19 protein-coding genes are annotated in these 19,136 nt (G+C 58.6%); 6 read left to right on the forward strand and 13 right to left on the reverse strand.

Annotated features, from left to right (window positions below; genetic code table 11):
* The first annotated feature begins 439 nt into the window (after window positions 1–439).
* A complete protein-coding gene (locus J6497_RS29025; RefSeq protein ID WP_312010380.1) occupies window positions 440–691 on the forward strand; it encodes a hypothetical protein in 252 nt (83 codons plus the stop codon).
* 82 nt (window positions 692–773) lie between these two features.
* On the opposite strand, the gene J6497_RS29030 is transcribed toward J6497_RS29025, so the two are convergent.
* On the reverse strand, window positions 774–917 hold the full coding sequence (locus J6497_RS29030; RefSeq protein ID WP_225707682.1) for a hypothetical protein: 144 nt from the start codon (window positions 915–917) through the stop codon (window positions 774–776).
* A 535-nt stretch (window positions 918–1,452) separates the two neighbouring features.
* Between J6497_RS29030 and J6497_RS29035 the strand changes: the two genes are divergently transcribed.
* Window positions 1,453–2,196 (forward strand): winged helix-turn-helix domain-containing protein, encoded by a 744-nt coding sequence (locus tag J6497_RS29035; protein WP_225707683.1) that lies wholly within the window; start codon window positions 1,453–1,455, stop codon window positions 2,194–2,196.
* Between the two features lie 629 nt (window positions 2,197–2,825).
* Here J6497_RS29035 and J6497_RS29040 read toward each other — a convergent pair.
* Window positions 2,826–3,695 (reverse strand): helix-turn-helix domain-containing protein, encoded by an 870-nt coding sequence (locus tag J6497_RS29040; protein ID WP_225707684.1) that lies wholly within the window; start codon window positions 3,693–3,695, stop codon window positions 2,826–2,828.
* Between the two features lie 1,111 nt (window positions 3,696–4,806).
* Here J6497_RS29040 and J6497_RS29045 point away from each other — a divergent pair.
* The gene (locus tag J6497_RS29045) at window positions 4,807–5,991 is read left to right on the forward strand and encodes a serine hydrolase domain-containing protein (protein WP_225707685.1); all 1,185 of its coding nucleotides are present in this window, start codon (window positions 4,807–4,809) and stop codon (window positions 5,989–5,991) included.
* Window positions 5,992–6,024: 33 nt separating this feature from the next.
* Here J6497_RS29045 and J6497_RS29050 read toward each other — a convergent pair whose 3' ends face one another.
* The 6 genes from J6497_RS29050 to J6497_RS29075 form a co-directional block, all read right to left on the reverse strand.
* Complete coding sequence (locus J6497_RS29050) at window positions 6,025–6,393, reverse strand: alpha/beta fold hydrolase (RefSeq protein WP_225707686.1); 369 nt, start codon at window positions 6,391–6,393, stop codon at window positions 6,025–6,027.
* Window positions 6,394–6,535: 142 nt separating this feature from the next.
* Window positions 6,536–7,630, reverse strand: coding sequence for a pyridoxal phosphate-dependent aminotransferase (locus tag J6497_RS29055; protein ID WP_225707687.1), 1,095 nt, complete (start codon window positions 7,628–7,630; stop codon window positions 6,536–6,538).
* Between the two features lie 131 nt (window positions 7,631–7,761).
* The gene (locus tag J6497_RS29060; RefSeq protein WP_225707688.1) at window positions 7,762–8,229 is read right to left on the reverse strand and encodes an LbetaH domain-containing protein; all 468 of its coding nucleotides are present in this window, start codon (window positions 8,227–8,229) and stop codon (window positions 7,762–7,764) included.
* Window positions 8,230–8,304: 75 nt separating this feature from the next.
* Window positions 8,305–9,447 carry an alkene reductase gene (locus tag J6497_RS29065; protein ID WP_225707689.1) on the reverse strand — a complete coding sequence of 381 codons (1,143 nt, stop codon included), beginning with the start codon at window positions 9,445–9,447 and terminating at the stop codon, window positions 8,305–8,307.
* The gene (locus J6497_RS29070; protein WP_225707690.1) at window positions 9,444–10,253 is read right to left on the reverse strand and encodes an SDR family NAD(P)-dependent oxidoreductase; all 810 of its coding nucleotides are present in this window, start codon (window positions 10,251–10,253) and stop codon (window positions 9,444–9,446) included. The genes J6497_RS29065 and J6497_RS29070 overlap by 4 nt, the downstream gene beginning before the upstream one ends.
* A 21-nt stretch (window positions 10,254–10,274) precedes the next feature.
* Complete coding sequence (locus J6497_RS29075; RefSeq protein ID WP_225707691.1) at window positions 10,275–11,078, reverse strand: SDR family NAD(P)-dependent oxidoreductase; 804 nt, start codon at window positions 11,076–11,078, stop codon at window positions 10,275–10,277.
* Between the two features lie 92 nt (window positions 11,079–11,170).
* Here J6497_RS29075 and J6497_RS29080 point away from each other — a divergent pair, with 92 nt between their 5' ends.
* Window positions 11,171–12,076: a LysR family transcriptional regulator gene (locus J6497_RS29080; protein WP_225707692.1), complete on the forward strand. Its 906-nt coding sequence runs from the start codon at window positions 11,171–11,173 to the stop codon at window positions 12,074–12,076.
* Here J6497_RS29080 and J6497_RS29085 read toward each other — a convergent pair.
* On the reverse strand, window positions 12,023–12,961 hold the full coding sequence (locus J6497_RS29085; protein ID WP_225707693.1) for a LysR family transcriptional regulator: 939 nt from the start codon (window positions 12,959–12,961) through the stop codon (window positions 12,023–12,025). The two genes, J6497_RS29080 and J6497_RS29085, sit on opposite strands and share 54 nt — an antisense overlap.
* A 97-nt stretch (window positions 12,962–13,058) precedes the next feature.
* On the opposite strand from J6497_RS29085, the gene J6497_RS29090 reads away from it, so the two are divergent.
* Together J6497_RS29090 and J6497_RS29095 are read left to right on the forward strand one after the other, a co-directional pair.
* Window positions 13,059–14,474, forward strand: coding sequence for an aldehyde dehydrogenase family protein (locus tag J6497_RS29090; RefSeq protein ID WP_225707694.1), 1,416 nt, complete (start codon window positions 13,059–13,061; stop codon window positions 14,472–14,474).
* Window positions 14,471–15,202: an SDR family NAD(P)-dependent oxidoreductase gene (locus tag J6497_RS29095; protein ID WP_225707695.1), complete on the forward strand. Its 732-nt coding sequence runs from the start codon at window positions 14,471–14,473 to the stop codon at window positions 15,200–15,202. The genes J6497_RS29090 and J6497_RS29095 overlap by 4 nt, the downstream gene beginning before the upstream one ends.
* Window positions 15,203–15,461: 259 nt before the next feature.
* On the opposite strand, the gene J6497_RS29100 is transcribed toward J6497_RS29095, so the two are convergent.
* From J6497_RS29100 to J6497_RS29110, 4 genes are all read right to left on the reverse strand, one after another.
* Window positions 15,462–15,650: a type 2 periplasmic-binding domain-containing protein gene (locus J6497_RS29100; protein WP_225707696.1), complete on the reverse strand. Its 189-nt coding sequence runs from the start codon at window positions 15,648–15,650 to the stop codon at window positions 15,462–15,464.
* Window positions 15,651–15,710: 60 nt separating this feature from the next.
* On the reverse strand, window positions 15,711–16,019 hold the full coding sequence (locus tag J6497_RS42110) for a helix-turn-helix domain-containing protein (RefSeq protein ID WP_376708287.1): 309 nt from the start codon (window positions 16,017–16,019) through the stop codon (window positions 15,711–15,713).
* Window positions 16,020–16,862: 843 nt separating this feature from the next.
* Window positions 16,863–18,128 carry a cytochrome P450 gene (locus J6497_RS29105; RefSeq protein ID WP_225707697.1) on the reverse strand — a complete coding sequence of 422 codons (1,266 nt, stop codon included), beginning with the start codon at window positions 18,126–18,128 and terminating at the stop codon, window positions 16,863–16,865.
* Window positions 18,129–18,331: 203 nt separating this feature from the next.
* The gene (locus J6497_RS29110) at window positions 18,332–19,114 is read right to left on the reverse strand and encodes an alpha/beta fold hydrolase (protein WP_225707698.1); all 783 of its coding nucleotides are present in this window, start codon (window positions 19,112–19,114) and stop codon (window positions 18,332–18,334) included.
* Window positions 19,115–19,136 lie beyond the last annotated feature (22 nt).

Genomic DNA, 19,136 nt, shown 5'->3' on the forward strand with positions numbered 1-19,136 from the left:
TTCTCGGCGACTGCTCGTTGATTTTGCTGTCGAATCGAACAATCGAATACAGAGGAGTACTGTGGCGTCCCGGAGAGAGTGGGAGTCAAACTCACGATTTTTTAATCATTCCACTTCGACGAAGACTGAAAGCTGCTGAGGAAGCGCTGGCCTGCCTCCTCCAAAGATTCGAGCCTGAGCCGGGTTCGATTCCGGTTGGGACGATTGTCGAGGCCAGAAGGCTTGGGCCGCGCCTGCTGCCGAGGCGCCTGCTGCTTTATTTTGCGAGCTAATACCGCGCGTCATCTTGCTGGTATTTCTGCTGGTATCGGCAGCAATTGACGGACAAAATGACCTCAAATTCATATGGTTACGGGAATAGGCGATTGTCGGCCAGGGGCACCAACTAATTAGCTTATATATTCGCGCGATTCCGAGCCACCCCATCGAACTGGCGGCCGTGTATTTGGACCGCAATGTCGCGGCGGTTCTCGCCCGCGCGCCGGGTGTGACGGCAAACCCGCAGCAGAAGCAGGATCTGGTCGCATTCATCCATCTCTGCGGGGCAGGTCCGGCGGGGGCTTTCGTACGCCGCGGTTTTCAAACGATGGCCAGCGAGCGCTGCGGCGATCACCTCGTCGCAGCCTATCTCGCCAAGGTCAATGCGATGAGGCGCCAGTACCTGCGCTTTGCTGCCGACGGCCGGAATTAGGGCCGTGCAATAGCGAAATTGTGGGGAGCTGGACGACCAATTGCATGTGTGCCTCGCGCGCCGGGTTGAGGAGCGCATCGCCCTAGTAATTCGACGCGACGATGCTCTGCCCATAGTCGCCTTCGAGCCCGACCCCACGCCGCATGGAACGGCGTCGCGACACGGCGACTGAGTTGGTCAGCCAGAGGGTAAGCGCGACCACGCCGCAAACGAGAGCGTTTTTCATCCTGTATCCCTTTTGTGTTTCGCAATGACTGCGCCTGAGCCACTCGGCGTTCGGTTCGAACTTGTCGCGCGTGCGTGTGTAGCGGGTGCCTTCCATACGCCCGTGAGATCCATGTTCTCCGCATCGATATGCAGACGGTCAGCGCGCGGAAAGCCGCGTCCCAGGCGGACGGACTGGCGCTTGCGCCGCAACCATCATTCGGAGGCATGCGTTGGAACCACCCGCGAGCGCCGGCGCAGCGAAGCTCGCGGGCCAGCGGGTTCCGTGCACCTTGGTGCAGGGTCGAACATCACCGCAATATCCTTCAAGATCGCATCCCATGCTGTGCAGTAACACTCGCATAAGTAAGGCGATCTAGCGCCACTCGGCTCTAAGGGTGAAGGCGCCGCGCTTGGCCTTGTACCATGATCACTAACGACAGTTCGCAGTGGTCTCCTTCACGGTATGACGCCGCGGCGTGGCACCGGCCCCCACATGAATGAGGCACTCTATGCGTGGCAGTTGGATATGGTCTAACCACCGGACAAACGAAGGATTGAAGCCAATCGATCTTCCGGCAGATGCCTCCAACATACGTTCTGCCAGTATCTTCATTGTCGGATACGATCTGGCGACCAGGCGCATGCTCACGAGCTACTTGAATCGGGATCTTGAGACCAGCTGCGTGCTAGGCGCGCGCGAGCTTTTGCGTCGACTTAGGATCGCCGAGCCAGACCTAATCGTCTTGGATCCGGATCTGGAAGAAATCGATGGCCTCGAACTATTACGCGAAGTTCGTCAGAAAAGCGCTGTGCCTATTATCTTTGTGAGCGATCGTGATGGTGAAGAAACCGAGCGTGTGGTTGGCTTGGAGCTAGGCGCAGACGATTTTATGATGGGCCCACTGAGCCTACCCGAGCTGCGCGCGCGTATACGTGCGAAGCTTCGTCGGCGCCTCATGGGTCGCGCTAACTCATCGAGACGCCGAGGATGCCGCTATACATTTGAAGGCTGGATACTGGACCAGCGCAAGCGTCACGTTTTGTCCCCCGAAGGTGAGCATATCCGTTTAAGCAAGCGCGAATTTGCGCTCCTAAGCGCGTTTGTGGAAGCCCCTTGGCAGACACTTAGTCGTGCGCACCTGCTAAGTGTTACACGAAGGCACGAGGATGTTTTCGATCGAAGCATTGATGTGCAGGTTTTCCGATTGCGCCGTAAGCTTCGGGATAATCCGCAGACGCTGATACGTACTGCGAGAGGAGTCGGGTATGTCTTCGAAACAGAAGTGGAGATAGACTGAAACTGGGCGCCTCACTCACACCACTGCCACCTGCTGTTGAACTGTTGACAAGTTTAGCCAGTTTCAGTCGTAATATTTCTTCCGGAGAAGGCCTATCGGTGAATGCAACCGCATACGTCGTGTTTCGCTCTTGCTGATGCGTTGAACAGCTGCTTTTGAATGTCAATGCGCGCTCGAGCGCTTTGTGGCGGCGCCAGATTGGGACCTCGTGCCAGTATAAATTAATGTGACAAACGCATATCCTAGTCTCGCTGTGTGTCGCTATCGGAGCTTGGTCCTTGTCTATCTATACCCGGCTCAGGTAGAGCCCTTTGGGGGAACAACTGAGATAGATTAAACGGCAAAGCGGCTGTTGCGGTACGAAACTTCGCGCTGAGGTGACATGACCGCACGCGCCGAACGAAATTGTATATCGACACATGATTGAGGCATGGGCGGAGGAATAGTCCGGCGGGCTCGTCGATTATCGAGAAGCGATTGGCGCCGAATCTTGAAAAAATCCGGCGCCATGACGTTCTCATCAGGTGCGTGAAACGCCAATGAGGTGCATCACACCAAGGGCCATCCCAAGACGCGCACGCTCATGCTGTGGCAAAGGGTGCATAAGAGGAGATCGTCTCGATCGGCTATCATGTGTCTTCAGCGATCACTTGGGATGGGGAAATGCCATAAACGTGCTTAAACCAGCGTGACATGTGCGCGTGATCGGCAAATCCGGTGGCCGCGGCAACGTGCGCCAAACCCATGCGACGCGTGCGTATAAGCTGCAGTGCGCGCTGCAAACGGAGCCGCACGACGTACTTGTGTGGGGTCATGCCGACTGAGCGGGCGAACATGCGTGTAAAGTGAAACGGGCTACGGCACGCAACCTTCGCAAGGGTAACAATGTCCATCGGTTCATCTAGGTGGTCAGCGATGTACTCTTTGATGCGCCGAAGGGTCGTTCTGTCAAGCATACCCGGAGGGCTGTTCCCTGGATCCGAGGCATGCCGCTGTAGCAGACCCATTACAAAGCTGATGGACAGTTCACTCCACCAAAGTGGTCCATTTGGGCAGCCCGCGCTACTCTCCTGCTGAAATTTCCGCGCCAACTTCAGGAGGTCGACGTCCGTTTGCGCGAAGCGCTCCCTGAGCTTTCCGTAGAAGAAATCGTCAGTGTTCGCAAGCGTGAGTTGCGCCTGATCGACTGCTATGAGTACGATATCAATGTCGCCCTCACCATCGGCCTTGCAATCGATTCCGGCGGGACAAACAGCGTGGGTGCCTATCGTTGGCTCATGTGTCAGTCTGCGATCCGCTAGGCGACATTCGAAATGGATCTGCGACATTGGAAACAGAAGCAAGTTCTGCCGCATCGCACCGGAAAAATGGACTCCTTTCTCGAATCGTGCAGCAAATAGTGAGACTCCGTTCCCACCTGTGATCTGACGCGCGGTTAGCGTGGTTGGAGACCGACCATCGTCTTGAGCCAGGTTAAGTTCACCAATCTCGTTCATCATGCGCAGAACCATCTTGCGGAGATATGTCTGTTTGCAGCTGATACCGAGTTTGCGCTTTGACGTTGATCAGAACAGGCAAAGGCAGGTCTGCTCTTTGAGACCAAAGAGGTAAGCGCATTGCCTATTTATGCAAGCAGATCCAGAAGCTCGACACGCCACTTCTCGTATGCGTTTGTTCGTTGGCTTCATTGGGGCGATTAACGCCGACGGCGATCATATGTGCAGAACATCACTGACATGTGACAGAAACCGACCGCAGACCTCTAACATGCACGGTTAGCAAGACGCTCACCAGGTCTACCCACTTGCACGTGTTACTTTGTCTAGATCCCTAGCTCTCAGAAGAAAGCTGATGCTGCGGAGAGAGTGGGCCGTAAGCAGATTTTTCTGCGCGATTGTAACTCCAACTAATTGCTGGCTGGCCGTGAGGCTGAGGGGTCTAGGCCCACTCTGTTCTTCATCTGGAGAGCGACAAGGGCGACGCGATCGAGGCTATCCTTCGCTCGTGCTGTGAGACTGTACTGAGGCTTGATGCTTTGCGACTCACATTTCCATTCATGCGGAGCCAGCTCGCTGACAGAAGCGCTGAACGCGAGCGCAATATTATTCAAGACTAAGTTCTGCTGAGCACGATAAAGATGGGTACCTTCGTCCTGCGCGTTGGCGACGTTTTCGCATGTTATGGAAGTAGCAACTAAGCAAGCCGCTTGTAGATGGTCCGTTGGCCTAACGAAAGAAAGATCGAAATCAATCAACCCTCCAGGAAATAGGCCGCGCATGTATACTGCAAGCATCGTAGTCGTCGAGCACGATCCGGCGATTGGGTGCATCCTCAGGGATCGCGCCAACCGAGCACGACGCCGAGAGTGCTGGCACACGTTTTAGAGGATGACCGCATTTGTCGAAGCCCTCGTCGTCACTTAGTCGGTCACGACTTAGCCGCGAATGCACAAAGATGCTTTTGCCTCGACGTGCAGCTTCTCCGATTTTGCCGCAGCCTTTGAGACGATGCTCGCGCTTGGGCTAGTGCGTGCCCAGTGACGATTACATTTTTCCGGAAGTCTGGGCTGGTCGCATTTGATTCGAAAACTTAAAGAAACGAAGACGCTCCATGCAGACCAACATTCTGATCGATCAGCACTTGCTTCACAAGACCGAAGCCAAGAAGATTCCCGGCCTGGTCGCGATGGCCGCGAATGAGCACGAGGTGATCTATCAGGGCGCGTTCGGCAAACGCGACCTGTCCAAATCCGACGCGATGACAATCGATAGCGTGTTTTGGATTGCTTCGATGACCAAGGCGATCACGACCGCCGGGGCAATGCAGTTGGTCGAGCAAGGAAAGCTCGAACTCGATACGCCAATCGGAAAAGTGTTGCCTGAATTCGTCGCGCCCCAGGTGCTCGAAGGCTTCGACGCGAATGGCGAGCCGAAGCTGCGCCGCGCCAGGCGCGCGATCACGCTGCGTCAGCTTATGACCCATACCGCCGGCTTCTGCTACGACATATGGAACGACGACATGCGCCAATATCGCAAGAAAGTCAGCCTGCCGGCCATTACCACTTGCAAGAACGATGCACTGAAGATGCCAATCGCGACCGATCCGGGCACCCGTTGGGAATATGGCACCAATATCGACTTCGTCGGCAAGGCCGTCGAAGCAGCATCGGGCAGGCGGCTGGACGCTTACCTGCGCGATCAGTTGTTCAGCCCGCTCGGCATGAACGACACTAGCTTTAAGATCAGCGAGTCGCAACGCAAACGCCTTGTCGGTATGCATGCGCGCGGCGAGGACGGAACGCTGGCCGTCATACCGTTCGAGACGGAGCAGGAACCGGAATTCCATATGGGTGGCGGTGGGCTGTACAGTACGGTGAACGACTATATCAAATTCTGCCAAATGATTCTCAACAAGGGAAAAGGCAACGGCAACGAGGTGTTGTATCCGGAGACGGTCGCGACGATGGAACAGAACCACATTGGAGGGCTCAATGTGACCAAGATGGTTTCGGCCGACTCGACCCTGTCTAACGACGTCGATCTCTATCCGGATATGGTGAAGAAATGGGGCCTGGGCTTCCTCATTAACACTGCCAAAACACCCGAAGGCCGCAGCCCCGGAAGTCTCGCCTGGGGGGGACTGGCGAACACTTACTATTGGATTGATCCGTCACGCCGCATCTGCGGTGTGATCCTGATGCAGGTACTACCATTCGCGGACGAGAGCTGCCTGAAAGCTTTCGCGAGCTTCGAGCGTGGTATCTATGCCGGCCTAAACGCGGCTCGTGGCCGCTAGGTGGCGCGAATGCCGCCGCAGTTCTCCACATCGTCATAGCCGCCTAGCCCGGCCATGCACGCCGATCACTTCTTGCTGACTCTGACGCCCGAAATCGGAAAAGTCTGCATCGTTGACGGTCGGAAACACAACGCTGTCTATCAATACAGCAGCAGCCACATATTCAGGACATCGAGCCGCGAACTCCAAGGCAATCGTCGCGCCCACGCTGTGATGCTTAGTTGGGGCCAACTCTCGACATAGGTGGATCAAGTCGTCAACGAACTCTTCGATGTCGTAATTTTTCAATCGGCGTGTCGCCACCGCCAGGCCCCCGGAGATTGTCCGTCTGATGCGGGAAACATATGCCTGTTGGAACGCGAAACTCGCATGATCATAGCACCAGCCGTGGACAAACAGCATGAGAGCGGCGCACTGCTGCCTTGATCTTCGTAGTAGAGTGAAACGTCGCCTCAAGCGACGTTCGGCATGAGAGATCGTCAGAGGGAGCTTTACGCGGCTGGTACGAAACTGGTGCGCCGACGCCGGTTCGTGTGGTTGTGATCTATTGTAACAACTCTGCGATGGCGCGTCTCGCCATCGCATTTTCATTGGGAAGGCCGATGGAAATGCGCGCCCAACGATCCAAGGGTGGAAAGGCTGGCCCGATATCGATGCCTCTTGCGCGAAGCGCTGCCGATAGCTCTTGGAGCGGCTTGCCGCTCTCGAAGAAGACAAAATTTCCTCGCGAGTCGGAATGCCGAAGATTCATCGATTGAAATAGTTCGTTCCACTTGCCGCGTTCGATGACTACGCGCTTACGAACCGCTTCGATGTAGTGTTCATCCTCCAAACTGGCGGCCGCAGCTGCCAGAGCGGGCCGAGTAAGCACGTCCGGGGTGCCAATCTTGGCACGCTTCAACGCGCCTGCGAGGTCCCGTGGTGCTACCGCATAGCCGACGGAAAGACCGGCTAAACTGTAGATTTTGCCAAAGGTCCTGAACACCACCACATTCTCTCCAGCGCGCGTCAGGTCGACCACCGTTCGTTCGGCAAAGTCCGGCTCAAACTCCAAATACGCTTCGTCAACGATGACGGTAGTACGCTTCGATATCTCCCGAACAAAATTCCTGAACGCTGCGGTATCACTTACCGTGCCGGTCGGACTGTGCGGATTGATCAAGTAAACTGCTTGCGTTCGACGATCTACTCTATTAGCAATGGCGTTGAGATCATTCTCTAGATTTTGGTTTAGGGGCACGCCAGTGACTATACCCCCGCAACGGGCCACGGCATCGACCAGTGCGGTGTAGCCGGGTTCCGAATAGATGAACTCTCCTCCGCTTGGACCATTCTTCGCCAGGTAAATTCCAAGAGACTCAAGGATCTCACCAAGCACGATATGATCTGCCGAAATATTCTCGCGCGTGACGATCGCCGGAGTGAGCATGTCGGCGGTTTCATCGACATAGCGGCAGAACTCTCCAAACTGATTTCGAATTGCCACGAGCGCGGACTGTGAAGGACCAAAAGGATTCTCGTTGAGCGATAATCTCACGGGAGGGTGGTCTATACCGTCCACAGCACCGCCGCGCGTTGTGGACATTATGAGACCGCCAAGAGCGAGGCTGCTCGCGGACAGACAGTCGCGACGGGTCATTGGCATTCTCGGTTCTCATGTTGGTGCACGTCAGGTCAGCGGATCGATCGTCGCAACTTGCGTAGCTCACCCGTATTACAATCGAATTGCACGTCTAAGCGTCTAAGTTACGTTCGTAAGGAATGGCTAGTTTAGTGGGGGCAAAATGAGATCTGAATGCCGACGAGGAGCTCTCCGATGTGCGCCAGCTCCTCGGCCACAAACGCCGCCTTGGCCGCGAATACCTGGACAGAGCCAGAAAGTCCGCCTCTCTGAGATGCCGGCTGCAAAGGCCGCCTGAACTCTTGGGGATCGACGTAGAGATAGTCGTCCGCAGTCACCTTAACGAAGTTGCGCTGCTTCGGAATGACGCAATCGTAATTCGCGAAGGTTCGCGCACCGATCGTAAGGTTGAAGCCATAATCGCAGCGGCGCGTGGGTTTCACGATCGCGCCCTCGCCAAGGCGCGCCAGAGATAGGAGGTCAGGTCGGAGACATCGTCCACGCGGCGCTGAACTTGGCCAATATCGACTGCGACCGCGCATATGTGGCCACCAACTCAGAATCATCGGGGCGCGGTAACGTTCGCCCGTCAGAATCTTTTTCTTCTGGCTCGCCATCAAGTCAGATCGTGCAGCTCCTTGCCGAGCGAAGGCGTAGTTCCATGATTGGCCGTTCACGTCGTGAATCCACGCTCATATTAGCGCTTCATCAGGATTGACTTGATCCGCCATACCGATCTGAAAAAATGGCGGATAATCAATATACCCCTGCAATCCTTGCGAATAATAAGTCCCCGGATCAGGTCGATTGATCGACCAGCCATTCCGAAACCTCTCGACGAGATCCGGATTTGCTAGGAACGCTCGACCGAAAGCGGCAAGATCGAACCGCCCACTTTCGATAGCAAGACTCGCCGCTTGCCGAGTAAGCGCCCCACCACCAATGATCGGCCCGTCAAATTGGGCGCGCAACGTTCGGATCACGTCCCACCCAACATCTCGCTGCGACAAATGGAGGTAGGCAATCCCTCGTTCTGAGAGACGCGGTGTCAGATATGAATATGTCGCCTGCGGGTCATCGTCAGACACGTCCGCGAAGGACTGGCCGGGATGGATGCGCACACCGACCCGGTCGGGACCGCAGATTGCCGATACAGCATCGACAAGCTCCAGCATGAAGCGACAGCGGTTGGCGACACTTCCGCCGAACGCATCGTTCCGCTGGTTCACATTCGTAGCGAAAAACTGCATCGGAAGATATCCATTGCCGCCGTGAATCTCGATTCCGTCGAATTCCGCCTCGAGTGCCAGCGCTGCGGACGATGCATATTCCGCGATGACCGCATAGACCTCCTGCGTGGACAGCACGCGCGGCCGCGGATAGGGAAGGGCGACGCGGGGACAGATGGCGTAAATACCGCTTGGGTCCGGCTTCACCGCGGACGGTGCCACCGGATCCGCATTATCGGGCAGCAGGAGCGGATCGCTTAGGCGTCCACAATGCATGAGCTGGCAGAAGATTCGGCCTCCGGCATCGTGGACTGCCTCGGTCACGCGTCGCCATCCCACGACATGGCCTTGAGCGCACAAGCCCGGGGTGAAGAGATAACCGCGTCCCATCCACGAAGGGAATGTTCCCTCCGTAACGATGAGTCCTGCCGACGCTCGTTGCCGATAATAGTCGGCCATTCTCCCGGTCGGCGTGCCATCGAGATTCGCCCGATGGCGCGACATCGGCGCCATGATGATCCGGTTCGGAAGCGCCAAGCCGCCCAGCATCGCCGACTCGAAAAGGCGGCTGGAAAACGGTTCTATCGGACGTTGTTCGTCGGTCATACCGTCTGCGTCGACCCGCCGTCGATCCGAAAAGTCGTTCCCGTCATGAAGTCGCTGAGCGGGCTGGCCAGGAAGCAGACGGCCGCCGCGATGTCGGCCGGTTGGCCGAGGCGGTTCACCGTCTGCCTGATGATATTCTTGAGCACGTAATGTTTGCCCGCCACAACATCGTCTGATCCGAGATGCCGCCGCGCGGTCTCAAGGAACCAGCTATCGAGCTGCGGCGTATAGATCAGGCCAGGCATGATGCCGTTGGAGGTGACGCCCGACCCCGCCAGTTCCTTTGAGAGGCTTAAAGTGAGGTTGTTCAATGCGGCTTTTGCGGCCCCATAGGTCGGGAAGAGCGTGTGCGGCGAGATCGCGTTGCGCGACGAAATCTGAATGACCCGCCCCCACCCTTGCTTCCGCATCCCGGGAACGAATGCCTGGATCAGGCGCACGGCGGCTATTGTGTTCTGATGATAGTCCTTCATCCACTCGTCGACCGGGGCATCGAACCAGGAATCGTGCGACTCTCCGGTCGGATTGCCGACGTTGTTGACGAGAATGTCGATCTCCCCGAAAGCCGCTGCGACCGTCTCGATGACCGAGCGTGCCTCGTCCTCAGAGGTCACGTCGCCCAGGGCGATTAACGCTGTCCCTCCGTTGTCGCGGACATTGTCGAGGACCTTCTCCGCACGATCGCGATTACGTCCGTTAATGGCGACGGCAACGCCTTCCGACGCCAGGACCTCGGCACATGCAGCACCAATGCCCGACGTGCTCCCGGTGATTAGGGCGCGCTTGCCTCGCAACCGCATGTCCATATCTGCTTCCTCGTTCGATCTTCAGGGAATGGAGCGGTTCAGGCCGCCATCGACCCGGATCATCGCACCGCTGACATAGTCGGCGAACGGGCTCGCCAGATATGCAACCGCGCCAGCGATTTCCTCCGGGTGACCGAGCCGTCCTATGTCGTTTGGCAGCATGTCGCGGCATGCGCCACGCTCAATGTCGTCCCAACTGGTCCCCCAGCCATAACGCTCCGACGCAGCGATCAGCACCTTCTCGACGGACTCGACGCGGATGCACCCCGGGGAAACGATGTTCGAGGTGACGCCGCTATTCTTGAGGTCCCGCGCCAGTGATACGGCCAGGTTGTGGCGGGCGGCGAGCGTGGCATTGTATTCGGGTTGAAGCGCCATGGGTTGCTGCGCGAGACCGCCGCCTATCTGGATCACGCGCCCCCATCCGCGCTCCCGCATTGCCGGAACGAGACGTTTGATCATGCGGACGCCGGAAACGACATTGATGTTGTAGGCTGCGAGCCATTCACTCTCCGGCGTCTCCATCCATGAGCGGCTGCCGTAGTAGCCTGCATTGTTGACGAGGATATCGATCGGCCCCAATGCCAGCGCCTGTTCGCAGACGGCATCCGCCCCCGCATCGCTTGACAAATCGCCGATCGCCGGGGTGGCCTCGCCGCCACCTGCGCGGATCGTTTCACAGATTGACGTGACGCGTCGCTCTTCGTCGCGCCCGTGCACAACCACGGCCGCGCCTTGCGATGCAAGAAGCTTGACGATCGCTTCCCCAAGCCCGGACGACGAACCGGTCACGAGTGCGCGCTTGCTTCCGAGATTCAGGTCCATCTGAGTTGCTCCCTTTCCCGGAAAACATAGGAGCGGTAGATTGACTCAATAAGCCGCACAAAATAGCATGTGTAATGTGAGAAATCGGGATAATGAGCCGAACCGGACTGACGGAGTATGAGGCTGCGGTCGCTGTCGCAAAGCACCGAAACTTTCGCGCAGCGGCTCTCGAATTGGGTACTTCCCCCACGTCGCTGAGCAGCACCATCCGCGCTCTCGAGGCCCGGATCGGCGTGCAGCTTTTCAACCGAACGACCAGAAGCGTGGCTTTGACGGCGACGGGCGAAACGTTCATCAGCCGGGTCTCGGCTTCGGTGACGGAGATCCGCCAGGCGATTGAGGAAGCGCAGGGCAAGGCCCAAGAGCCGAGCGGCACGCTTCGCATCAACAGTTCCATCAGTGCTGCCCACGAGATCCTTCTTCCGTTGATCGCCGAATTCCTTCGCCGATATCCGGCGATGACCGTCGATCTCGTCACGGAAACACGCCTCGTCGATATCGTTCTCAAGGGCTTCGATGCCGGGATCCGTGTTCACGACTCGGTGCCAGCCGACATGGTTGCCATACGTTTGGGATATTCATTGGATTTCACCGTGGTCGGCTCGCCCGACTATCTAGCACGGCATCCGGCCCCAACCACGCCGGCCGAACTCATGAATCATTGCTGCATCCGCGCGCGCTGGGTTTCAGGCGGCATCTATCGCTGGGAAATTGGCGGCGGAGCCGAGAAATTCGACCTAGATGTGCCCGGCAACATCATTCTGGATGACCAGTCCCTGATACTGAAGGCGGCACGGGCCGGGCTCGGCCTCGCTTGCATCGCCAATGCGTTCGCACGGGACGCCATTGTGGCGGGCGATCTCATTCCCGTGCTTGAGGACTGGAAGGCATCGCCGGCTCCTCTGAGCCTCTATTATCCGCGCAGCCGACATCCGGCGAAGGCGCTACAGGCTTTCGTGGAAGTGATTCGTGGCGCCCGAGCTACGGCCGCCGGGTGATGCACGCTCCCGGATCAGATCGACGAGCGCTTGCAGCTTCCGCGGAATATGCCGCCGCCCGGCGAAGTAGAGCGACAGGCCGGGAAAGGGCGGCGTCCACTCGTCCAGCAGCTGAACCAACCGCCCCGCTGCGATGTGCGGCCTCGCGCGTCCCTCCTCGATATGGGCCAGGCCGGCGCCCTCGAGTGCGGCCGAAAGGATGAGGTCGGTCGAATCGAGGATTAGGTTGCTGCGCACATCGATGCGCATCGTCTCCCCGCGCCGTTCGAATTCCCAGCGATAGAGCCGGCCGCTCGCGAGCCGCATGCCGACGCAGATATGTTCGAGCAGGTCGGCGGGCACGGAGGGTAACGGGCGGCCCGTCAGGTAGGACGGCGCCCCGACTACGATCATCCGCAGCCGCGGGAAGATGGGCACGGCGATCATGTCCGGTGGGATCGCATCGGCCAGTCGTGCGCCGGCATCGAAGCCCGCCCCCGTGATGTCCACCAGCGCGCTCTCGGTAACCACCTCGACTGTCACCCTCGGATATCGCCGGGCATATTCGAGGATGATCGGATGCAGCATCATGTGCGCGGCACCCGGCGATGTATTGATAAGCAACCTGCCCGATGGCTCGTTCGCGTGGGCGCCGACCTCGTCCATCGCGCGCTCGATCGATCGGAGCGCCGGTACGATCTCCGTCACGAACAGTTCGCCGGCGGCGGTGAGCGATACGCTACGCGTCGTCCGGTTGAATAACCGAGCCGCCAGCCGTTCCTCGAGGGCCGCGACGGCATGGCTCAGCGCAGAGGACGACGCGCCCAGCTCCCGCGCGGCCGCACGGAAGCCGCCATGCCTAGCCACGGCGGCGACCGCCTCAAGTTCGGCCAAGCTGGCCCTCATTGCGCGATCTTTCTCATCAGTCTGTTCCAAATTGTCCATCTTCTCAGATCGGGATCATCGGCCCAGATGCAAGCCATCATCCCCCGAGGAACTACGCATGCGACAGATCACGCAAAACTATGTCGACGGAGCCTTCCAGCCAGTCTCAGACGGCGAGGAAGCGCCTCTGTTCAACCCGGCAACCGAGGAGCAGATCGGCACCGTCCGTCTGTCGAACGTCAATGACGTGAACGCCGCGGTCGCGGCGGCCAAGCGCGCCTTCACACGTATATCGGGCACACCGCCTGCAGAGCGCGCCGAGATGCTGCGGCGCCTGTCCGTCGCCGTCAGCGTGAACGGAGACCGCATGGCGGAAACGATGCGGGAGGAATATGGTGCGCCGTCCTCGTTCGTCGATTTTAGTGCTCGTCGCGCCGGATCGGTGTTCCTCGACATGGCGGCGACGCTGGAAAGCTTTGCCTGGCAGCGCCGCATCGGAAGCGCCGAGGTCGAGATGCGGCCGATCGGAGTCGCTGCCGCGATCACGCCATGGAATAGCAACTACGGCTTCATCTGCGGTAAGCTCGCCACCGCCATCGCCGCCGGCACGTCGATTGTCATCAAGCCGTCCGAGATGAGCGCGCTGCAGACGCAGGTGCTGACGGAAGCGCTGCACAAGGCCGGACTGCCCGCTGGCGTGCTGAACATCGTCAATGGCTCCGGCGCGGTTGCCGGTGCCGCGCTGACCGCCCATCCCGACATCGCCAAGATCAGCTTCACCGGCTCCACCGTCACCGGCCGCGCCATCCTACAGTCCGCTGCCGAGACGATGAAGCGCGTCACGCTCGAACTTGGCGGCAAGGGCGCGCAGATCATCCTCGACGATGCCGATCTGGAGGCTGCCGTGGCGCAGGTGCTTGCGAGCGGGTTCATCAACAGCGGGCAGGCGTGCATCGCCGGCACCCGCGTCCTAGTGCCGGCCCGCCTGATGCCCGAGGTGCGGGACCGGCTCGTCGCCGGCCTGGCGGATTGGCCGGTGGGTCCCGCGAGCGACCCGGCGTCGCGGATCGGACCGATGGTCAGCCGCAAGCAGTGGGAACGCGTGCAGTCCTATATCCGGCTGGGCACGCAGGAGGGCGCCACCATTATCGCGGGCGGCGAAGTCCGTCCGGCCGGCCTCGACCGCGGCTGGTTCGTCCGCCCGACGCTCTTCGCGGACGTGGACAATGCAACGCGGATCGCGCGCGAGGAGATCTTCGGGCCGGTCCTTTGCGTCATTTCCTATGATAACGACGAGGATGCAGTCAGGATCGCCAACGACGCCGACTATGGGCTACAGAATTTTGTCCTGGGCGGCGATCCGGAACGCACCTGGCGCGTGGCCGCCCGACTCGAGTCAGGCCGCGTGACGATCAATGGCGCAGCACACGAACCGCTCGCCCCATTTGGCGGCTGCAAGCAGTCGGGCATCGGGCGGGAGTTCGGCGTCTTCGGCCTCGAAACCTTTCTTGAGCCGCAGGTGGTGCTGACGTGAGCGCCGTCGTGCTCGTGACCGGAGCCAACAAGGGCCTCGGCAAGGAAGTCGTGCGACAGTTGGGCCAGCGCGGCCTGGTGACCCTGCTCGGCAGCCGCGACGCGGATCGCGGCGAGGCCGCTGCGGCGGAACTGCGCGCGGAGGGAATCGACGTCGAGCGGGTCGCCGTCGACGTGACGAGCGACGAGAGTGTGGCCGCCGCCGCGGCGCATATAGGACGAACGCGCGGACATCTCGATGTCCTGATCAACAACGCCGGCATCCTGCGCAGGATACCCACCCTCGAGACCACCGTAGACAACATGCGCGAGACATACGAGACGAACGTCTTCGGCGTTGTCCGCATGATCGAGCACATGATGCCGCTGCTGGCGCGCTCGGCGGCGCCGCGGATCGTCAATATCGCCAGCACCAGCGCGTCGTTGACTCTCACCGACGACCCCTCGACGCTGTTCGGTCAGTCGGACACCATCGTCGCTTATGCTTCGTCGAAGACTGCGCTACTGATGATGACCCAACATTACGCCAACGCATTCCAGCGCAGCGAAGCGCATCAACATTTCAGAATCAACAGCGTCACGCCCGGTCATATAGCCACCGACCTCAACGGCCACGCTGGGACCCGGACTGTAGAGCAAGGCGCGCGTGTCGTGGTCGAGTTCGCGACCATCGCCGATGATGGCCCAAGCGGCGGATTCTTCAACGAGGATGGTCCGCTGCCCTGGTGACTGCGCAGTAGAGTCAAAGGCGTGATCTTTGTTCGCTAGTCGCTGAGTACATAGCGCAACTGTCCGGCGGCCGCCGCTTCATGCGTTCATGGCGTCGGACAAGAATGCCAAGCCGAGACGAGACACGGCCGCTTTTGGTGCGAGCTACTCGTCCAGAATCTGCGCGCCGGCACATTCAGTTTTTCCCTCCCGTTCGAACTCCCAACGACAGATACCGCGGGCGGGTCATTTTGCTCGGGTACAGGGGTGGTGCATACGATCATGGGGGCGCCGGTTCAGGATGTCGCGCAAGATAGTCCGGTGAACCAACCACAGAGAAATCAAACGAAAAACCGAACGGCACGGCGACAATGTCGCCAGGAACGGAGTCCACCAGCCGTGTCCCGGAATCGAATTCTTCCAGCACGATATCACCGAGGCGGCTATCGGTGACTAGGTCGATCTTCATCGTCGAATTGAGGCGGAGATAGAATAAGCGGCGAGAGGATTTCGTGGCCGGCCGTCCGACCTATTGATGCGCAGCGCGCCGCTCGGCTGGCAGGCGTGCCCCTGCGGGGCGGCTTCTGCGATGTCGGCCACAAATGCTACCCGCGATTGATGAGCATCTCGCCTGCAAGCTAAGCGTCGCGCTGCGGGTCGTTCTTTGAAAGAGCAGCGCGACGATCCGCGCCTCAAGCCCGCGACGTGGGCTGTTGACTGCGGTTCGCGACATGGCCAGCTCCTCGGCCGTGGCGCGAAAGTTGCGGTGCGTCGCCACCGACATCGCGGCTTCCAGTTCGATCGGTCCCGTCTGGCACGTTGTCCCGGCTTTCAGCATGGCTCATGCTGATTTGTCGATCTAACTGGATCAATCTACCCGGCCTACTTCCGACCCAAAAATGAGAAAGGCACAATGGCTCATGGATGTTAGCCTTGTTCGGAAACGCACTCTGGTGACGAGTTCGTTCTCGAGCCTGACGAGGCGACCGTGAAATTCGTAGGCACAGGAAGGCGCGGCCGTGGTCGTCCGGTCCATGGTCTGGCTGAAGCCGCAGTTCGCAGGTTGAAGCAGTCGCCGCGACCCCGCGGAAGTCGATCGGACGCTGGAGCAGATCGCGACGTTTGGTAAGGCAGAGCCGGCACGCTCGCGCATTGGCGCCGAGAGGGTCTGCGTTGTAGCTTCTGCGCGGATCGAACTCGTTTTCGACCACCATAAACTTGTCCCGGCGGTGCCAGCGATTCCAGCCCCGGCACTATTGTCTCCAGATCGGAGGGCGAGGGACCGCTTCGTTCTGAGGCGATGAAGATCGCAGGTGATCGGCCGCGGCGTGGCGAGACGATCATGCATTCAGCATGCAATCCGCTCTTGGAGAGCAAGTTCGAGGATCGAGTTTGTGATGACCGCGCACCGTGCTCGCTCGCACCCTGGATACTTGTCCTCCGAAAGGGCTTCGAGACTGCCGATGAGGTCGATTAAGAATCCGGAGACCAGCAAACCAGTCTTCCCACCGCAAGTCGACCAGCTTCACAATACTGCTTTTTCGCGTGGGCGTCGGAATGGGGAGCGGAACGACGCCCTCTTCGTATGCCATGTTTCCAGCAGAGCTGGCTTCGAACCTCCGAACAAGCGATGATTTTCCGTCTGATCTATGCGGGGAACAAATCTAGAAGACGTTTGTTCTCACGGACGCACTCTGAGCCGCACCGGAAGCGCCTCATAGCCCCTAATGAAGCTCGAATAAGCACGCTTTGGTTCACCAACGACTTCGATGCGGTCGAAGCGTTTCAGAATTTCCTCCCAGACAATCTGGAGCTGAAGTTCCGCAAGCCGCAAGCCGACGCAGCGGTGAATGCCGAACCCGAACGACAGGTGTTTTCTAGGCTGCGTGCGATCGATGATAAAACTGTCGGGATTGTCGATGACTTCCTCGTCCCGGTTGCCTGAGACATACCACATCACCACGCGATCGCCCTTCTTGATCCGCTTACCTCCGATTTCGGTGTCCTGGAGCGCGGTTCGCCGCATGTGGGCGGCAGGCGATTGCCACCGGATCACTTCGGGAACCATACTGTCGATCAATTCGGGCTGGGTCTGCAGCTTGCGATACTGATCCGGGTATTGGTGGAAGGCGACGACGGACCCGGTCATCGTGTTGCGGGTGGTATCATTACCGCCGAGGATCAATAGAAAGATGTTGCCGAGTAGATTGGCATGGTCCATGTGTCGCGTTGCATCGTGGTGCGCCATCATCGACAACAAATCGTTACGAATCTCAGCGTTGACGCGCTCGTTCCAAAGTCGGGTGAAATAAGTACCGCATTCCTTTAACTCCGCCTGGCGCTGCTCTTCGGATTCGAAGATCATGCTTTTCGGCAAGGCTGTCAGGAGATTGGACCAGCGTGTGAGTTTCCGTCTCTCTTCCCACGGGAAGTCGAACAGCGTCGCCAGCATCTGCGTTGTCAGCTCGATCGATACCCGATCGACAAAGTCGAACGTCTCGTTCTTGGGCAGGGCATCGAGTACGTTACCGGCGCGCTCCCGGATAAGACCTGCCAGTTCGCTGAGATGAGCCGGCGTGAACATTGGCGCCACTGCCTTGCGCTGCGCCGAATGTCGCGGCTCATCCATGGTGATGAAACTGGGCAGTTCGAGTGGGTTGTCGCGAATCATGACGCCGCCAAGGCTCAGGTCCGACGAAAAGATGCTGTGGTTGGTCTCGACGTGCACGATGTCGTTGTACTTGGTGACCGACCAGTACGGTTCGATGGGTGCATTGGTGCAGTAGTGTACAGGCTCCTCTTTCCGCATGCGCTCGAAATACGGCCACAGCGTATCGGTGCTGAACAGCTTGGGTGCACCTGGATGAAAGTCCTTCAGAGGCATCGCGTAGGCCTCTTCGCGCGCGGCCTGAAGCCGTTCTCGGGCGATCTCGATCAGGTCGTACATCTCTGCCTCTCCTTAATCTTAACGCGGGCGCCGGTAAGAGCGGGTCCAATGAGGGTGAGCTGCCTGCGTCAACCTACGGCTGCGATACGACGGTGAGCGCATTAAGCTATGAAAAGACTTCAATGCAGGCGAGCTCCCAGTCGCATAACATCCTCTCACGATGTGAAACGCGCGCGGCTTTTTCCTTGTGACATCATCAACAGCTACGGAACTGAGGAGACTTGCGCGCGGCAAAACTCCTCCAACATGGAATTGATTTGAGTGGGCGCTAGTGCAGTTGCGAAGTGTCCGACTCCTACCGTTTGGCCGGTTTTGAGTTGCGGACAGAGCTCTCGGAAGCGATGTAGGTCTACGACGATGTTGTCCGAAGCGATATACGCAACGGGTATTCTAAGTGAAGCGGCCGCAGCAGTCGCATCATAGCGAAAGATGTGATTATCGAAGGCCGGTGCTAGGACATGCTGCGGAGTACGGCTCATCAATCCGCAGATCCGTGATCTCACATTTGTGTCATCACTTGGGAGGAACATAAGTTGCTGCAACGTTTCGAGTGCAGCTAAATAATCTGGCCCAAATAGAGCATGTGCGATTGGCCGCAGACTCTTGACGAAGTTGACGGTCGGAAACACGACGCTGTCGATCAATACTGCTGCCGCCACATATTCAGGACATCGAGCCGCAAACTGCAAGGCAACCGTCCCGCCCATGCTATGACCCACAACAATATGCTTAGTAGGAGCCAACTCTCGGCACAGGTGAATCAAGTCGTCAACGAACTCTTCGGTATCATAGTTTTGAATCGGCGCATCGCTACCGCCGTGCCCCCGGAGATCTACGGCTATTGTCCGTCTGACGCGGGAAAAGTATGCCTGTTGGAAACTCGTATGATCACAGCACCAGCCGTGGACAAATAGCATGGGAGCGGGCGCACCGCGGCCTTGATCTTCGTAGTAGAGTGAAACGTTGCCTCGAGTAAAGTTCGGCATGAGAGATTCTCGTGTACGTGCT

Origin of the sequence: Bradyrhizobium cenepequi (assembly GCF_020329485.1) — a bacterium.
In the GTDB taxonomy this organism is placed as follows: Bacteria; Pseudomonadota; Alphaproteobacteria; order Rhizobiales; family Xanthobacteraceae; genus Bradyrhizobium; species Bradyrhizobium cenepequi.